We start from the raw sequence: 16,159 nt of genomic DNA, 5'->3' as shown, positions 1-16,159 counted from the left end.
CCTGCTTCGCTTGTCTGCTGCTTGTCTGCTGCTTGTCTGCTTGTCTGCTTGAGTAAGCTTAAAATCCATCGCCTCTCAGTTCGAGAGGCGATTTTCTTTATCTCTTAGCCAAATTCACTTAACCAACAAGGGCTAACTCGGACTCTTTCAGTAAACGATTAGCTACGAGATAAGCGGCAGGCGTGACCAAAGTTTGTTGGCATCTGGTTTCAAAATTTTCAGCCGTAATCATTTTGGCTTCCAGCAAATATTGAAGCTCACTTAAGTAGTTCGCCTCAAACACCGCTTGGCCAAGTGGTGTACCCTCGTATCGGCTCGACTCTTGATAACCAATCACCGTCAGCACGGATTCTGGTAACTCCCAGAACTTAGCAATAGTGTAAGTAAGACGGATAGAGTAGCTGTTCATCAAACGCTTCAATGCCAACGAGTTAGGCGGAACTGAAGGATCGACATGCTTGAAAGCTTCGACCATCATTTGGAAGATGATCATCTTACCTAAGTTACGAATCAATCCAACGAAATAGGCTGAGGCTTGATCTTCTTGGGATGAAGAGCCTTTCATCAACTCCTTAGAAAAAGAGGCCGTTTGGACACTGTGATTCCAAATTTTTTCGCCGAAATGACGCCAGTAAATATTGTTGCCCGGCGTGAAGTTCTTCATATAAGAATTGACCACGCCTTCGATTAGCCCTTGAGAGCCCATATTTAAGAATGCTGTTTTTAGATCGGTAACCTGTTTTTCGCCACGCTTATAGAAAGCACTGTTAGCCAGTTTAATCACATCGGCAGCCATGCTTGGCTCGCGTTCAATCACTTTTAGCAATGCATCGACATCAAATTCGTCACTCTGTAATTCGGCCATTAACGTGGTCACAGAGGCTGGCATCACTGGCAGTTCATTAAGCAAAGCTTTTGGAGAGCGAATCAAGCGCTCGATTTGGCAGGCGACAAAATCGCTAAACGGGTCTGACTCCGTTCTCAGACGGGACTCGCCAAACAGATAATCAAGAAACTCACCATCGTGAAGGCTTATCGTTTTATCGACAATGAGTGATGATGGCTGAGCAGACGACGGCGGAACAAAGATTGAAGTGCGAGGCGTGACTTGCTCTGCTTTAACGTTTTCCTGCTCAGAGGTCGTTTGTTGGGAGGTAGCTTGTTGGGAGGCACTTTTTGAAGAATGACTTTGCTTACTTTGATTAGCAACGAAAGGGGAAAATAGTGCCTGCAATACCCTTTTAAACATCAATACGGCTCCTAGATGAATACAACATAGATCGGGATATATAACGGCGGTGATTATCGCACAGGTAACTCATAAACCACACAGTGATAAATAAATCATTAATTTTTCAGCTGTATAGGATCTGTTACTTAACGGCTTGCTATACCAGCCCCGATATTCGCCAGAAACAAAAAGAGCGAGCAAATAACGCTTGCTCGCTCTTTCGTAGATTGGAATCGTGAAGCTTACTAGAATTAGCGCTCTGCTACTTCTAGTACAATCTTACCGACGTGCTTTTTCTTCAAGAACTCGTCTTGTGCAGTATGGATGTCAGCCAATGGGAAAGACTCCGCGACAATTGCGCCGATCTGCTGTTTCTCAATGCGATTAACCAGGTTTTGGAATACTTGCGGTTCCAAAACCGTGCAACCAAAAAAGCTAAGGTCTTTCAGATATAGAGTACGCACATCAAGCTCGACCATCGCACCACCAATTGCGCCAGATACGGCATAACGACCATGCGGTTTTAGGACTTCAAGGAACTCAGGCCACTTGTCACCGGCAACCAAATCGATAACTACATGCACACTGTTTGCACCTAATACCTCAACCAAATCAGCATCACGAGCAATCACCTCATCAGCACCCAATTCAAGTAGCTGTTGGTTCTTACTTGGGCTAGTAATCGCAATCACGTAAGCACCGCGCGCTTTCGCCAATTGAATTGCCGCCGAACCCACGCCACCCGATGCGCCAGAGATAAGCACGCGATCACCTTCAGCCACATTTGCGCGAGTCAGCATGTTTTCTGCCGTTGAGTAAGAGCATGGGAAAGACGCTAGCTCAACATCCGACATAGAACTGTTCACCGCATAAGCGTGTTTCGCAGCCACTTTGGTGTATTCAGCAAAACCACCATCGCACTCAGAACCGAAATACCACGGCTGTGGCAGATCTCGTCCGTACACTTCGGTTAAACAAGGTTCGATAAGAACACGCTCACCAATACGATCAGCAGAGACTTCATTGCCGACTGCTACGATGAAACCACACACGTCAGCACCTTGGATACGAGGGAACTTCAACGCTTCACCCGACCAACTTGCGTCGTCTGAGTCATCACTTTTAGAGTACCAACCGATTCGTGTGTTGATGTCGGTGTTGTTCACACCTGCGGCCATCACTTTGATCAGCACTTCATTAGGTTCAATTTGAGGAACAGCGATATCTTCGCGGTAGCCAAGCATTTCTGCTCCGCCGTGACCCAACATCTCTACGCCTTTCATTGTTTTCGGTAGTTCGAATTTCATCGTGTTTCCTTGAGTAATTTTGTCACCATATTCTGTGCTGATGTCACAGCTTCTTCGCCTAATACTGGCCACGCGCTTGATACACCTTCATGAAGTAGAAAAAGCTCTGAAGCCAGATCGTCTCGTTGACTCTGCTTACCCAGAAGTGCTTTTACCTCTCGTTTATGTTCAGTAACAGCTTGATTAATTATCTCGTTGTCAGGAAAGGCAGCCATCGCATTCATCGACATACAGCCGTGTGGTGCATACTCTTCCATCCACTGTTGTAACTTGTCGAAGATATCCAGCATGGATGCTAGGCCATCAGCAGGCGCATTTTCTAATAGGAAATTTAGGTAGCGGTGATGACGGTGCTCTAAGGCGCCCACTATCATCGCTTCTTTCGATGGATAATGTTTGTAGAGCGTACGTAGGCTGACATTACATGCCGTCTTCAGTTGAGCCACACTAGGCTCTGCAAAACCATGCTGACTAAACGCAACCTCAAGGCTCTCTGCAATTTGTTCTCTTAACATGCTGATCTCTTATACCTAACTAAAGGTAGAATGATTGTTCTACTTACAGGGTAGAACGATCACTCTACCCATGTCAATATCCAAATTTACGAAGGGATAAAATGATAAATCCCGCATCAAATAAGACACGGAATTTATCAATATGAATGAGAGACTTACCGTTAAATCTAGAGTCGGCTGCGTATCGTCACCAACACAGATAACGCACCACAAAGTACCAACACCATACCTAGGTCTTGAATCATTCCCGCTAAAGCAAGCCCTGAACCAATCAAGGTGTAATACATCAAACCAAACAATGCACCTGCGCTTCCAGCTTGAGATTGGTAACGTACCAACGCACGGCTCAATACATTAGGAATCGCAATGCCAAACGCCATAACCACCAACATCATCGGAAGCAAGAACCAGATCGTGTGTTGTGAAAAGTACACACCCACTGCGCCTACCGTTTGAAGCCCTGCCGCTTTGCTAATCAAAGAGATAGATGAAACTTGTCGCTTCAACAGTGCCTTGTTAACCAAGCTTCCCAACAAGGTTCCGACCCCAAGTACGACACCGCTATAACCAAACTGCTCGATACTGAATCCAAGCTGTAAGAAGGTGAATAAACCCAGTTGGTAATATGAAAACAGCGCAATATTGAACGACGCGACAAGCAGTGCCGATACCCAAATATCGCCGTCTTTGATCATGTGGATACTGAGCGATTTTGATTGCAACGGCTGCTTAGATTGTTGCGTTTCAGGCAGAGACCATAGGCTATGCACCAACAACGCTAACACCATAATAAACAAGGCAATAAACACATATTGATGCCCACCTGCTTGGCTTAATTGACCACCAAGTAGCAACCCGATGATTGGGCTAATCGACAGCCCCATGCCCATGTAACCAAACACCTTAGCCAGCTCTGTGCCGCTAAAAGCATCTCGAAGCATGGTTTGAGTGACGACAGAGCCAACCGCAAGTCCGAAAGCGCCCATCGCTCTTGCTATCATCAACCACGTAAAACTGTCGGTTTGCATGGCAATAAGTGCAGAACAGGCGAATAACCCCATCCCCAATAACATAGTGGGACGACGTCCCCATTTATCCGCTAACACGCCCCATACCACCACACCTAACGCAAATGCAGAGAAATAGATCGAGAGGGTTTGAGCAGCTTGTGTGTAAGTGACATCAAAGGATTTCGATATTGAATCCAGAGTCGGGCTATAGATGGTTTCTGCGATTTGAGGGAACATCAACAGCAGCACCATTTGCCATAAAGAAGGTTTTGTTTTCATCATTTTTCCAAGACCAGTGAACTTGACGGGAAGTCTAGAGGAAACTAACCTTGGCTCGTTAACAACATTAAAACCAAAAACAACAAGATTGGGACAAATGGCATTTATCGATGACAGCTGTGCTTTTGATGCCGATAGCATTAAAGCAAGCGTAGTGGGAATAGCGGCAGAGCTAGGACAGCATGATTCAGGTATTCATCAGCATCGCAAAGGGCAATTACTTTATGCGCCGCAAGGTTGCATTACCTTAACACTGGATAATGCCTTGTGTATTCTGCCTCCGACTAAGGCTGTGTGGATCCCGCCACATGTTCCACACCGAGCTCAAATGACCAACGTAGTCGCGTATCGTTCTCTGTATTTTGATACCGATGTGTTTGAGTGCCCAGAAGAGATCACAACGATTAAAGTTAACGATTTACTGAAAGCGCTGATCAATAAGATCGCACTATGGGAATGGGATATCACGGAGCACAAGACACTCAATACGTCTGCGCTTTTTTGGGAAGAATTTCATTCCTTAACGCACCAAACCTTAATGCTTCCACTCCCAACAGACCGGCGATTGGCGCGTTTCTGCGCACAAGTCAACCAAGCCGATTTTATCGTTCCTCCGTTGAATGTATTGGCATCATCCGTTGGAGCGAGTAGTAAAACCATCACTCGTCTATTTAAAGCCGAAGCCGGCATGACCTATCAAGATTGGCGTCAACAATGGCGGTTGATCAAGGCGATCGAGCTACTTGCTCAAAACCGAACGGTTACCGACACAGCGCACTATTTAGAGTTCTCTTCGAACAGCGCTTTCATTGCCTTTTTCAAGCAACAAACCGGACAAACACCCTTAGCTTTTAATAAGTTAGGGGCGTGATTGTTTTGGTATTAAAACATAGGCTTTGCTAAGAGCAGATACAAAAAACCAGAACATGAGTTCTGGTTTTATTATGAGATATTGAGTTAATCAATCAACACCAAAGAATCCAAAATGCCTTTGCCGCTGTGGATCCCGCCTTCGTTTTCGCTCGCTGGCTTACTGCGGATCAAGTAGCCTGCGTAACCGTCCAGTTCGGTCATTGGCTTACCTTGATAGTAAGCGGTAAATAAGCCGACTTCGCTGACTAGATCTGTGACGAGTGTTTGTTGAGTATCACGAACTGCAATAGTCGGCACGTCACGTTCGTGTGGGTACAAGCGCTGCATGAGTGCCCATGCGTCGTACTCTTTTGGCATAAGTTGGCTAAGTTGCTCGCTGATGTCGTCACCGAATACACAGTGGCCGCCGCCCTCGCCTTGGTTTTTCAGCACCCATTCTTGCTTATTCGCTTGCGTGTTAAACCATTCAATCGACTCACTGGTGATTGGCTTCATATCGGCTAAAACACTCTTCACCAGTTCGGCTTCTTCTAGCGTTAAACCCCAACGAGCGTATTCTGATGCAGGCATCATGGTCAGCAGCATTTGCATGGTTTTACTGGTTGCTAGCTGTTGACTGAAGGTGGCATTCACAGCGACATGGTGTTGTTCGATGAACAAACGCGTCTGACTGAGCGTGTGGCAACAAACTGATTCGTTGAGTTCTGGTGCCCAGTAATCTGAATACTGATAGCCCGCTCTTAGATACACAACATCAACAGCGCCAACATCTTGCAATAACAGACGTTGGTTATCGCCCGTTGCAAGCTGACAGCTTAGTTGTTCAAAGGTACGGCGAACCGTACGAACACCCTGTTTTTGTAGCTCGACTTCAAGTAGATGCTGGTCATACACATTGTCTTCGTTCTTCTGTACCACCATCAAGAAAACTGGTTTGCCTTGCTCATTGAAGTCCGCTTTAACTTGCTTTGCGGTCGTTGCAATACCATAAGCTAGTTGGGTTAAACCTTGATTCTCTGCAGGTGTTGCAGACTGGTCTTCCAACCAATTCTTGTACGTTTCTGGCCATTGGTTTTGCATGAACGAGTGAAATTCTGTCGCGCGCTGACCAAAAGGGGCCATGCCTGCAGCAATACCATTGAATTCAATTACTTTTGCACCGTGTTGGCGGTCATCCATAAAATCAGTTCGCATCAATAGCAATGGCTGACGAGCTGGGTTCAAACGTTCATCCGCACTGCCATGAGCTTGTTGATGCAACTCCATCAAGCGACCAAAGAATGGATCGGCTTGCGCCATATCGCTCAACGAAGACTGCAGAAAATCATGATCTTCCGATACGTTGCTGATCAGCTTAGTGATAAACGGAGTCACTCGGCGCAGGTGTTCATAAACCTCACGCTCCATTGTCATTGGCGCAATGCTGAAAGGACAATGCCTAGCGGTATTATCTGACTGACGAAACGCGACGCCGTGCATGATCGCCCACTCACACGCGTCTTCAATAATTTGTTGTGGTAACAGTGGAATTGTCATATCTCATCTTCCAAATAAAAATAGCACCCAGAATAAGACGAAGCTTAATTCCAAAAGACGAAATAAAGCTGGATTTTTTATTAAATATTTACGTTTATCTTATCTTTCAAAGCTTTGTATAGCTTACATATCCAACTTAACGAGTCTGTTCGATGATCAGGTCACGTAACCATTTGTGGCTTGGCTCTGAATCGAAGTATTTATGCCACAACAAGAATAAGCCTCCCGGCACCAAATCGACCGGTACCGGCTTCATCACCAACTCACCGCTATCAATGTAATCACGGACTGAGTTGTATGGGTAACACATCAACAAATCACTCTGCTTACACAGCTTAATCGCACTGGTGATGTCTGACACGTTAGCGGCTTTGTTGATCTCAAGCTGCTTAGAATTCAGCACCTCCATCAATAGCCAGTCGCCCGCTCCGCCCGTCACCAACTGTATGTGTCGATACTTCAAGAAGGTGTCGAGGTTCCACTCTTCTTGCAACGCAGGATGGTCATTACGCATTAAGCACACGGAATAATCCAAACACAGCTCAACGTAATCCAATTCATCTGGGATACATTGCACGTGGGTAGAGGCACGTTCATCTAACTCGAAAATACCGATACCAAAATCCACTTCACGTTTGAGCAAGCGCTTGAAGCTGTCGCTGCTCCACGTTGAACTGTTGATGGTGATGTGCGGTGCATCAGCAAGCGCTGTCGGCATAAAGTGCGGATAGATCGCCGTGTAGGCGGTTTCGACAAGGTCTATAGTGAAGGTACGCTCACTGTCTTTAGGATCGAAAACTTCGGGAACAGTTAGCTTTTCGATCTGCAGCAAGATTTGGTGGATCTTAGGTGCTAATGCGAGTGCTTTAGGGGTTGGGAATAGCCCTTTGGATTCTCGCTCAAACAGCGGATCATCAAACAAAGTTCTGAGCTTGGTGAGCTGTTTACTTACCGCAGACTGGCTCAAAAAGAGTCGCTCTGCCGTTTTGCTCACGCTACGCTCTTCAATCAGAACGTGTAAGCAAAGCAGCAAATTCATATCGCATTTAAGTAAGCTTTTAACATCTACCATGATATTCCCTAAATTCAGGTTAATGATGATTAATTGTCACTTTAAATCATATCATTGTCTTGGTAAATTTAGCGCATGTGAGTTAACACACTCAAAGAATAATAGAATTAAGGAATACTCATGGATTTTCTAGCACTACCTAAGATTGATTTACACTGCCACCTAGACGGAAGTGTTCGCCCAGATACGATTATTGACCTAGCAAAACAGTACAATATCGAACTACCTGAAGATCGCGACGCGGTTGTTCAATCTCTAACGGTGCCAGAAGATTGTAAAAACCTAGATGAGTACTTAGCTTGTTTCAGCCTGCCACTGCAAGTAATGCAGACTGAAGAAGCGATTGAACGTATCTCTTTCGAGCTATACGAAGACGCAGCACTAGAAAACGTTAAGTACCTAGAAGTTCGTTTTGCGCCAATCCTGCACGTAAACAAAGGCCTGTCTCTTGATACGATCATTGCAAGCGCAGTAAAAGGCATGAAGCGTGCGGAAGAGAAATACGACATCAAGGGCAACTACATCATGTCTGTGCTTCGTATGTTCCCTAAAGACTCTATCAAAGACGTGATCGACGCAGGCCAACCTTACCTAGGTAAAGGCGTTGTTGCGTTTGATATCGCAGGTGGCGAAAAGCCAGGTTTCTGTGCTGAATTCCCAGAATACACGCAATACGCACTTGAAAAAGGCTACCGCATTACCGTGCACGCTGGTGAGCAATGGCATGGTCAAAACGTTTACGATGCAGTAACTATGTTGGATGCTGAGCGTATCGGGCACGGTGTTCACATCCAAGGTAACGAAGACGCATACAACATCGTTAAAGAGAAGCAAGTTGCACTTGAGACTTGCCCAACAAGTAACGTTCAAACCAAATGTATTCACAAATTCAGCGACCACCCAATTGCTGAATTCAAGAAAGACGGCATCGTTGTAACGATCAACACAGATAACCGCACTGTGTCGAACACAACCATGACCAACGAAGTGAAGCGTGTGTGTGAAACATTCGGTCTAACAAAAGAAGATTACGTAGAAATCTACAAGTACTCTGTAGAAAGTGCGTTTGCTTCAGACGAAGTGAAACAGCACCTAATGGGTTTCGTTGAGCAAATCTAATTTGGCAAAGCGCGCCTTTTGCTGAATAGCTGGGCTCACTTAGCATTAGTGCTTAAAGGCACAAAATAGGAAGAGAAAGGCTGAGGCTTTTCTCTTTTTTTATGTCCAAAAATCGCTAATCTTGCAGTATTCGTCATTTAGACCGAGACTCTCGGAAAGTGGGCAAGCATGAGCAATACAAACAATAAAACTGAACTAGAAAAGATGCTATCTGGGCAAGTGTATGATGGTGCAGACTTAGAAATTGATACCATGCGTTCCAATGCCAGAAAGGCGCTAATAGCTTTCAACAACCATCAAGACCCAGACCAGCAACACACATTGCAAGAGCAGCTATTTGATAAGGTTGGTAGTAGCAGCTTAATCCAGCCCCCTTTTCATTGTGAGTTTGGCAAAACCATCGAGATTGGCGACGACACCTTCATTAATATGAACGTAGTAATGCTAGATGGTGCGAGAATCAAAGTTGGAAACAATGTTTTAATTGGACCAAGCGTCCAATTCTATACGCCATCACACTCCCTTGATTATCGTAGCCGTCGTAAATGGGAAACCTTCTGTTTACCAATAACAATCGAAGATGATGTGTGGGTTGGCGGCAACTCCGTCATCAACCAAGGCGTGACGATTGGGGCTCGTTCAGTGATTGCAGCGAACTCTGTGGTCAACAGCGATGTACCGCCAGACTGCTTATACGGTGGTACACCAGCCAAGTTAATTCGATACTTGAACACTGAGCAGCCAAGTGACGACAGCGAATAAACAGGAAGCGACACGAAGCAACAACCAAAAATGAATAACAAAAGAGGTGATTTTTTTAATTAAACATCACCTATTTTTTGATTAGTTTACCGTGTCTCTTCTGTCGAATGGGCTTCGTTCCATGGCTTTTTCATACTCACTTTTGGGGCCACTCAAATACGTGGTTTTGACAAACTTCTCCCAATCAGAAAACAGCAATTCTATTGGCTGGTCGGTAAGCTGAGAGGGATCCCCATTGCTCTTAATGAGATCAACAAACGCTCCTTCTCCCCATGAACGTTCAATAAACTCACCGACCGTATAGCCAAGCTCATAAACAGCCGAGCTATTGTTCGGCTTATTGTATAAGTCCTGAACCAGCCCATCGAAACGGCTACTGATGGCATGTCTGTTACTCATGTGAAACCAATAATCTTCAGATTTATAGATAGCGATAGCTTCCCACAACCACCGTGGATTGTTTGCAAAATTCGGATTCACTTGCAGAGTCAGCAAGTGTACAAACTCATGTAGAGCGGTTTTATGAATTTCACCACCAAAATAGAGCAACCTAATCTCATTACTCTTAGGTTCGATATACCCAGTAGAAAACGCATATCGATACCCAATGCTTCGTTCTTGCTCGTCTAAATAGGCCTTCTGGTTTCGCCACACTCTAACGGTGACTGGCGGCATAGAATCAAGCTCGAACGTTTTCATCAAAGGAGTACGGTTAATCAATAAGGTATTATGGATGCTTGGAATAACGGAGGGCGACGTTCCATCATACAGAACATACTTGAACTGTCCTTTGTCTGATTCGTAGCAATCATCACATGCTTGATCACCACGAATTTGAAGCGCGAAAGCCACCACTAACACCAGTATCGATATTGATAAAATCGAGAACGTGACGATGGACTTAGGTGGGTATCTTTTCATTTTCTATATCCTCAAACGAAGACATTATTCGAATGGGTGCCACTGTTTCAAATTGACACCCAGGGCTTGGTAGATCTCAGGCAGGGGTTTTAATATGCCGAGTTCAGCGGACACAACAGTGCCATCACATCAAACACGACATTTTTGATTTGATTCGAACTCATAACCTACTCCTCAATTAGTCACATAAAATAGCAACAACACTGACATTAAATGCCACACCTTAAAGTTCATAATCTTGTTTTACAAAACGAGGAGTGAAATCACAATATGTCACCGAGCAGGCACAAAAAAGACCATCATAAAGATGGCCTTTTTCAGTATTCGTAAGCTTGAATCGCTAACACAAATCGGCGTTAGACGAGATAATCGTGGGTGCACCTGCAGAAGCATTTGAACGATAAATCACGACGCAGGTTTCATCTTCAGACGCGTTAGAAAATGAATAGACGATGACTTCGTTCGGCTCTGATTCAGTATGTAAACCAAGCTGCTTCCAGTCACTGTTATCACCTAGCAGTCCTTGTACTGCCGTTCCAATACCAGTCTCTGAGGCTGTTGGATAACCGTAATCCGTCACAACACCTTCCACTAAGGTACTTTGATCATCCGACACTGGAAGGTTTTCAACCCCTGCAACTGCTGCCTTACCGTAAACAATCGAAGCTGCGCCTTCCATTGACCCTTTAAGGCCCTCTAATACCGCCGCTCTGGCATCAGATTGAAGACCTAAAAACTTAGGCGTCGCAATCACAGAAAGAATGCCAAGCACGACAACGACGGCGACAAGTTCAATTAGAGTAAAGCCACTTGTTCTTCTCATCCTAAAAATCTCATATTCTTTATGGAACGGGCGGCAGTATATATTCAAGCGAGATCAAATGATACCGTCAATCATTCCCATTACTTGATTTTTCTTCTACCCTTCTGCCATTGATAAGGTGTGATCCCGTTTACTCGCTTGAACGCCCTAATGAATTGCGAAGCGTCGGCATAACCTAAATGAAGCGCAACATCAGATATTGAATAACCTTGCTGTGAGATCACCCGCTTCGCGAACTCGATGACTAATGATCCTTTGATCGCCTTGTAAGTGGTTTCTTCTCTTTTCAATGCTCTCTGGACGGTGCGTTTTCCTATCTCGTTCAAAGCACAAAATGTGTCTAAGTCGATATCCATTCGACCAATATAGGGCGACAGTGCCTCAGCAACTTTGCGAGCATCAGTCATGGGTTTAGCCTTGGCTTTGACTTCAACCACACCAAGCGTATCTAACGGCGCGTATTGAATGCACGTTTTCTCTTGCCCAAGATATTGAGGAGTCTCGGTTTGGATTTTTAACTCGCTTAACGCCTGCGAGTTGGCTGTCATCAAATCATATCGAATAGGTTTACCAAGCTCTGCATAGTGTGCCTGTAAGTAAGCGTGCGTATAAGCGATAAGAAACAACTCAGATTCTACACGACTAGCAGACTGCATTGACGTCTCGAATGAGACAAATAATCCTTCCTTACTTTGCTCCACAGACAGCTTTTCAATGGGGAAAGCATCAAGGAAATCTTGTATCGAAAGAGCTGAAAATCGAAGTTCTTTCGCTGCTTGATTGGCACTCTCTAACAGCACTGCAATGAAGTCGTTCGGACGCAAGTTATCCTTAAGATGATGCAAGAAGAGGGAAAAAACCTTATGCGGAACATAGCTAGCCGATGACGTATCCATACTAAACGGAAGTTTCACTTCTAGCGCCAGATCAGCAAGCAACGCTTGGTGGAGAACAAGCGAGTTATCTTCTCGCAAACACTGTTGGAAGTGGTTCACCACACGCTTATCAATCAGCGGAATATCAAGCCCCATCACTCTATCCTTTTTCATATTAGCCTGTGACGTGAAATGCACATTTTCATTTCAGAGCTTAGCTACAATTATCTCAAGTTAACAAGGCTTACTTAAGGTTTTCACTAATAAAGTGAATCACATAGCCAGCAAGAGCAGTTTTGATCGCAAAGTATGACAAGGTTATCGATTTTTAATCATGTCGTTATACCGTCAGGGACTACTATTAAATCTAGGCATAAGAATAAATGGATTTAAGCCAATAATTGAGAGGTTTTCATGTTGAAAAAGATTACGTTAGTAGCGGCGAGTATCACCCTGACTTGTGGTGTTGCCCATGCCAGTGTTGAGAGCAAAACTTGGCCAGCTTCAGACAAAGCCAAGACATTCGTTCAAGACACGATCGTGATTGGTATGCTGGCGAGCCCATACGGCGCAGGTTGGAAGGATGACCAACAGCTATTGGACTACTTCCAAGGTGCACGCGATGCTGGTATTACAGGGCATGAATACACCATCACCGCTGCTGATCATAACTTTGATGATTTCATTTTTCACCATCATAAACACCGCTCTGCGATGGCAAAACAACCGGACAAGTTTATCGTTGCTCACTCTAATCACGACATTGAGAAAGCACATACTGAAGGCAAAACTGCCGTGCTATGGAATAGCCAAACCGCGACTATCTTAGAAGAAGATGTGACGAAGATGGCGATACTCAAGGACATGGGCCTGAAAAGCATGATCTTGGCGTATAACGATATTTTTAGAACAGGTTCCGGTCAGTTAGCGGCATTTAACGGCAGAGACATCGGCTTAACACCGTGGGGCGAATCGGTCATTGACTCTATGGTTAAGTACGAGGTGATCCTCGACCTGAGCCACACAGGTTCGAAAACCGCCAATGATGCGATGACTTATATGGAGAAAAACCACCCGGACGTACCGTTTGTGTACACACACTCAGTGCCGGCAGGGTTATACAAAAGCGAACCGGATGCGACACCAACGGGTTGTTACCGTGCAATTCCAGATGATGAAGCGCTGCGTGCGGCTAAATCTGGTGGCTACGTTGCACCCACCTTTACCGAGTGGATGATGGATGGCGTGTGGCCTGAGGATATTTCGCCTGTTCAAGCCGCGGATATGATCGATTACTACGTTAAATTGGTTGGCGTCGACCACGTGGGCATCGCAACAGATGACATGTTCTCCACTGACATGGTGGTTGATTTCGCTACCAAGAACGCAAAAATGTATGACGACGGCGGCTACATGATTGAAGCATTCAACAAAGGTGCGACCGGTAATGGCGAACTGGCGAAGATCCTCGCTGCAATCACCGATGAACTTTGGAAACGCGGTTACAGCAACGATGATCTCGCTAAGATCTACGGCGGTAACAAGATGCGAGTTTACGCTCAAGTATCAGAAGGCGCAGACCCTGACGAGTTCCAGAAAGAGTATGCAAAACGCCTTAAAGCGCTAACCAAGTTGAGAAATGAAAACTTGACGATGTAGTTGGTTAGCCGAGTCAATTTCTAGCTAGCACAACTGACTGAAGCGCGCCGATAATGGCGCGCTTTTTCATCCCTGTATAGCTTCAATAACGTACTTCGCGCCCCCTCAATTATCATCCCCCACTTAGCCTTCTATGTTATAATTATCAATCATTCAAAGCGTGCTGAACCCCTGATTTAGCTCACTATTCTTTAGTCACAGTGAATACACTTTAAAGTGATTGTTTTATGAAAAAATACGAGTTAGTTGTCCAAGATATTGTGAGTAAGATCTGTCAAAACAGTATCAGCCATAAGCTTCCCGCGGAAAGAGAACTCTCTGAAATATATGGGTTATCTCGATTTACTATTCGAAAAGCGCTAGCGAAACTTGAAGCGATTGGTATGGTGACATCTAAGGTGGGTTCAGGGTACTTCGTTAATACATCTTTGGTTGGAACACCTTTGGTTTATAACTCGATCACTGAAAACAGCTTTGAAGAAATATCTTATAAAAAGATTCAATTAAATAAGGCGTTACCAAACAATCACGAACAACAAATATTTTCTCTACGTGACGATGAATATATTTGGAAGATCAAACGTCTTAGGTTAATTAATAATAAAGTCGTTCAAATTGAAGAAACAAAAATACCTGTCAGTATATTCCACGAAATGAATACAGACATCATCGAGAGCTCGATTCAAAAACACGCACTCGCTCAAGGCTTAGAGATCGACAGTTACCTAACGACTTATCAAGCCATCAACGTATCCAAAGATGATGCCGATTTACTGGGCTGTAAGAAGAATGTGGCGGCAATGAACATCACCAACCGTGGCTTCCTTACCTCTGGCGAATTGTTCATTGTCAGCGACATTATCGATATCAACTATCAATGCACTTATCACACGCCGTTTAACAACGAGAGCATGAATTTCAGAGATAAAAATAGCCGCTAGTGCGGCTAAATGTTTATTGAAACAACAGACTATGGCGTGTGAATTGAGCCATCTGGTAGTCGACTTTGAGTCCACTCATGAGGGCGATACATCACAGGAAACTCTGCAGCAACCTCTCGATCCATCTCTACACCAATACCTGCAATTTCTGAAGCGTATAAGTAACCGTTGATCGGCTCTGCGGCATTCGGGAATACTTTGTGTGTGTTTTCATTGTATTCAACATGCTCTTGAATTGCAGCATTGTGTAAGTGCACGTTCAAATGCGTGTTGACCGCAGCACCAATTGGCGTCATGTCTGGCGGACAGTGCCATGCAATACGAACACCAAAGTTCTGACATAAGTGACCAAGTTTCAGAGCTGGCGTAATGCCGCCAATTTGCGAAACATGGCAACGAATGAAGTCGATACGGCGGTTGGCAATCAGAGATTTCCACTCTTCAGGGTTGTTAAACAACTCCCCTAAACCTAATGAAACCGAGCTTTGGCTGCGAATATTATCCAACCATTCTGTTTGATTTGGCGGCAGAATATCTTCAATGAAGTAAGGCTTATATTGCTCGACTTCTTTGGCAAATTGTATTGCTTGATTTGGGAAAAGGCGCTCATGAACATCGTGAAGAATATGGAATTGGTTACCGTATTTTTCTCTCAGCGACTTAAACATCGTTAGTGTATTGTCCATGTACTGATCTTGGTCGTAGTACGAACCTTCAGTCGGATTTTGAGTGGTATGTAAATCGGTTGGAACACCGCCATAGAAACCAAGCTGACAACGAATATGCTTGTAGCCTTTGTCTAAGAAAGATTCCACCAGATCATAAATACCTTCCATCGTGTCGCTAGTCGCATGTGTGTATACCGGGATCGCATCACGAGACTTACCACCAAATAATTGATGAAGCGGCATACCTGCTAATTTAGCCTTTATATCCCACAGAGCCATATCAACACCTGATATGGCATTATTAATAACAGGGCCATTTCGCCAATAAGCGTTGACCATCATCATTTGCCATAAGTCTTCAATATTATTGGCATTTTTACCAACGAGAAGAGGCTTTAGATACTCATCGACCATGGTTTTTACGGCTAAGGGTCTTTGTTGGAACGTAGCGCAACCAAAGCCTGTCACACCTTCATTGGTTTCAACAACAACCGTGATGAGGTTATGCCTATCTGGCTTGGTAATAATACAATGGATATCGGATATAATAGTTTCTTTCACAATTAAA

15 protein-coding genes are annotated in these 16,159 nt (G+C 44.6%); 5 read left to right on the top strand and 10 right to left on the bottom strand.

Features of this window, described 5'->3' with window-relative positions; genetic code table 11:
• Window positions 1–118: 118 nt before the first annotated feature.
• From QUF19_RS20915 to QUF19_RS20900, 4 genes are all read right to left on the bottom strand, one after another.
• On the bottom strand, window positions 119–1,249 hold the full coding sequence (locus QUF19_RS20915) for an HDOD domain-containing protein (protein ID WP_286303015.1): 1,131 nt from the start codon (window positions 1,247–1,249) through the stop codon (window positions 119–121).
• A gap of 233 nt (window positions 1,250–1,482) precedes the next feature.
• Complete coding sequence (locus QUF19_RS20910) at window positions 1,483–2,538, bottom strand: alcohol dehydrogenase family protein (RefSeq protein ID WP_286303013.1); 1,056 nt, start codon at window positions 2,536–2,538, stop codon at window positions 1,483–1,485.
• Window positions 2,535–3,053 (bottom strand): TetR/AcrR family transcriptional regulator, encoded by a 519-nt coding sequence (locus QUF19_RS20905; RefSeq protein WP_102435926.1) that lies wholly within the window; start codon window positions 3,051–3,053, stop codon window positions 2,535–2,537. The genes QUF19_RS20910 and QUF19_RS20905 overlap by 4 nt, the downstream gene beginning before the upstream one ends.
• A 167-nt stretch (window positions 3,054–3,220) precedes the next feature.
• A complete protein-coding gene (locus tag QUF19_RS20900; protein WP_286303279.1) occupies window positions 3,221–4,342 on the bottom strand; it encodes a multidrug effflux MFS transporter in 1,122 nt (373 codons plus the stop codon).
• A 97-nt stretch (window positions 4,343–4,439) separates the two neighbouring features.
• Between QUF19_RS20900 and QUF19_RS20895 the strand changes: the two genes are divergently transcribed.
• A complete protein-coding gene (locus tag QUF19_RS20895; protein WP_286303010.1) occupies window positions 4,440–5,213 on the top strand; it encodes an AraC family transcriptional regulator in 774 nt (257 codons plus the stop codon).
• 86 nt (window positions 5,214–5,299) lie between these two features.
• Here the strand turns inward: QUF19_RS20895 and QUF19_RS20890 are convergent, their stop codons facing one another.
• Together QUF19_RS20890 and QUF19_RS20885 are read right to left on the bottom strand one after the other, a co-directional pair.
• Window positions 5,300–6,751, bottom strand: coding sequence for a glutathione synthase (locus QUF19_RS20890; protein ID WP_286303008.1), 1,452 nt, complete (start codon window positions 6,749–6,751; stop codon window positions 5,300–5,302).
• 136 nt (window positions 6,752–6,887) lie between these two features.
• Window positions 6,888–7,823, bottom strand: coding sequence for a LysR substrate-binding domain-containing protein (locus QUF19_RS20885; RefSeq protein WP_286303006.1), 936 nt, complete (start codon window positions 7,821–7,823; stop codon window positions 6,888–6,890).
• 120 nt (window positions 7,824–7,943) lie between these two features.
• On the opposite strand from QUF19_RS20885, the gene add reads away from it, so the two are divergent.
• Both add and QUF19_RS20875 read left to right on the top strand, forming a co-directional pair.
• Complete coding sequence (gene add / locus QUF19_RS20880; protein ID WP_065111595.1) at window positions 7,944–8,942, top strand: adenosine deaminase; 999 nt, start codon at window positions 7,944–7,946, stop codon at window positions 8,940–8,942.
• A gap of 168 nt (window positions 8,943–9,110) precedes the next feature.
• Window positions 9,111–9,704, top strand: coding sequence for a sugar O-acetyltransferase (locus tag QUF19_RS20875; protein ID WP_286303002.1), 594 nt, complete (start codon window positions 9,111–9,113; stop codon window positions 9,702–9,704).
• A gap of 81 nt (window positions 9,705–9,785) precedes the next feature.
• On the opposite strand, the gene QUF19_RS20870 is transcribed toward QUF19_RS20875, so the two are convergent.
• The 3 genes from QUF19_RS20870 to QUF19_RS20860 all read right to left on the bottom strand — a co-directional run bounded on the left by QUF19_RS20870 (window position 9,786) and on the right by QUF19_RS20860 (window position 12,497).
• A complete protein-coding gene (locus tag QUF19_RS20870; protein WP_286303000.1) occupies window positions 9,786–10,625 on the bottom strand; it encodes a hypothetical protein in 840 nt (279 codons plus the stop codon).
• Window positions 10,626–10,965: 340 nt separating this feature from the next.
• Window positions 10,966–11,448 (bottom strand): type II secretion system protein, encoded by a 483-nt coding sequence (locus QUF19_RS20865; protein WP_286302998.1) that lies wholly within the window; start codon window positions 11,446–11,448, stop codon window positions 10,966–10,968.
• A gap of 80 nt (window positions 11,449–11,528) precedes the next feature.
• Window positions 11,529–12,497 carry a helix-turn-helix domain-containing protein gene (locus tag QUF19_RS20860; RefSeq protein ID WP_286302996.1) on the bottom strand — a complete coding sequence of 323 codons (969 nt, stop codon included), beginning with the start codon at window positions 12,495–12,497 and terminating at the stop codon, window positions 11,529–11,531.
• Between the two features lie 240 nt (window positions 12,498–12,737).
• On the opposite strand from QUF19_RS20860, the gene QUF19_RS20855 reads away from it, so the two are divergent.
• Together QUF19_RS20855 and QUF19_RS20850 are read left to right on the top strand one after the other, a co-directional pair.
• Entirely contained in the window at window positions 12,738–13,982 is a 1,245-nt protein-coding gene (locus QUF19_RS20855; RefSeq protein WP_286302994.1) for a dipeptidase, read from the top strand.
• 227 nt (window positions 13,983–14,209) lie between these two features.
• Entirely contained in the window at window positions 14,210–14,923 is a 714-nt protein-coding gene (locus tag QUF19_RS20850; protein ID WP_286302993.1) for a GntR family transcriptional regulator, read from the top strand.
• A 29-nt stretch (window positions 14,924–14,952) separates the two neighbouring features.
• Here QUF19_RS20850 and QUF19_RS20845 read toward each other — a convergent pair whose 3' ends face one another.
• A complete protein-coding gene (locus QUF19_RS20845; RefSeq protein ID WP_286302991.1) occupies window positions 14,953–16,152 on the bottom strand; it encodes an enolase C-terminal domain-like protein in 1,200 nt (399 codons plus the stop codon).
• Window positions 16,153–16,159 lie beyond the last annotated feature (7 nt).

Source organism: Vibrio sp. FE10 (assembly GCF_030297155.1).
GTDB classification, from domain to species: domain Bacteria; phylum Pseudomonadota; class Gammaproteobacteria; order Enterobacterales; family Vibrionaceae; genus Vibrio; species Vibrio apostichopi.
Note: the sequence above shows the minus strand (reverse complement) of the source record. Positions and strands in the feature narration are given on the sequence as shown.

Excerpts from the sequence above, each read along its gene's own strand:
- add (WP_065111595.1), top strand. The coding sequence starts at position 7,944 with ATGGATTTTCTAGCACTACCTAAGATTGATTTACACTGCCACCTAGAC.
- QUF19_RS20850 (WP_286302993.1), top strand. The coding sequence starts at position 14,210 with ATGAAAAAATACGAGTTAGTTGTCCAAGATATTGTGAGTAAGATCTGT.
- QUF19_RS20860 (WP_286302996.1), bottom strand. The coding sequence starts at position 12,497 with ATGAAAAAGGATAGAGTGATGGGGCTTGATATTCCGCTGATTGATAAG.
- QUF19_RS20870 (WP_286303000.1), bottom strand. The coding sequence starts at position 10,625 with ATGAAAAGATACCCACCTAAGTCCATCGTCACGTTCTCGATTTTATCA.
- QUF19_RS20865 (WP_286302998.1), bottom strand. The coding sequence starts at position 11,448 with ATGAGAAGAACAAGTGGCTTTACTCTAATTGAACTTGTCGCCGTCGTT.
- QUF19_RS20915 (WP_286303015.1), bottom strand. The coding sequence starts at position 1,249 with ATGTTTAAAAGGGTATTGCAGGCACTATTTTCCCCTTTCGTTGCTAAT.
- QUF19_RS20895 (WP_286303010.1), top strand. The coding sequence starts at position 4,440 with ATGGCATTTATCGATGACAGCTGTGCTTTTGATGCCGATAGCATTAAA.
- QUF19_RS20900 (WP_286303279.1), bottom strand. The coding sequence starts at position 4,342 with ATGAAAACAAAACCTTCTTTATGGCAAATGGTGCTGCTGTTGATGTTC.
- QUF19_RS20875 (WP_286303002.1), top strand. The coding sequence starts at position 9,111 with ATGAGCAATACAAACAATAAAACTGAACTAGAAAAGATGCTATCTGGG.
- QUF19_RS20885 (WP_286303006.1), bottom strand. The coding sequence starts at position 7,823 with ATGGTAGATGTTAAAAGCTTACTTAAATGCGATATGAATTTGCTGCTT.
- QUF19_RS20905 (WP_102435926.1), bottom strand. The coding sequence starts at position 3,053 with ATGTTAAGAGAACAAATTGCAGAGAGCCTTGAGGTTGCGTTTAGTCAG.
- QUF19_RS20855 (WP_286302994.1), top strand. The coding sequence starts at position 12,738 with ATGTTGAAAAAGATTACGTTAGTAGCGGCGAGTATCACCCTGACTTGT.
- QUF19_RS20890 (WP_286303008.1), bottom strand. The coding sequence starts at position 6,751 with ATGACAATTCCACTGTTACCACAACAAATTATTGAAGACGCGTGTGAG.
- QUF19_RS20910 (WP_286303013.1), bottom strand. The coding sequence starts at position 2,538 with ATGAAATTCGAACTACCGAAAACAATGAAAGGCGTAGAGATGTTGGGT.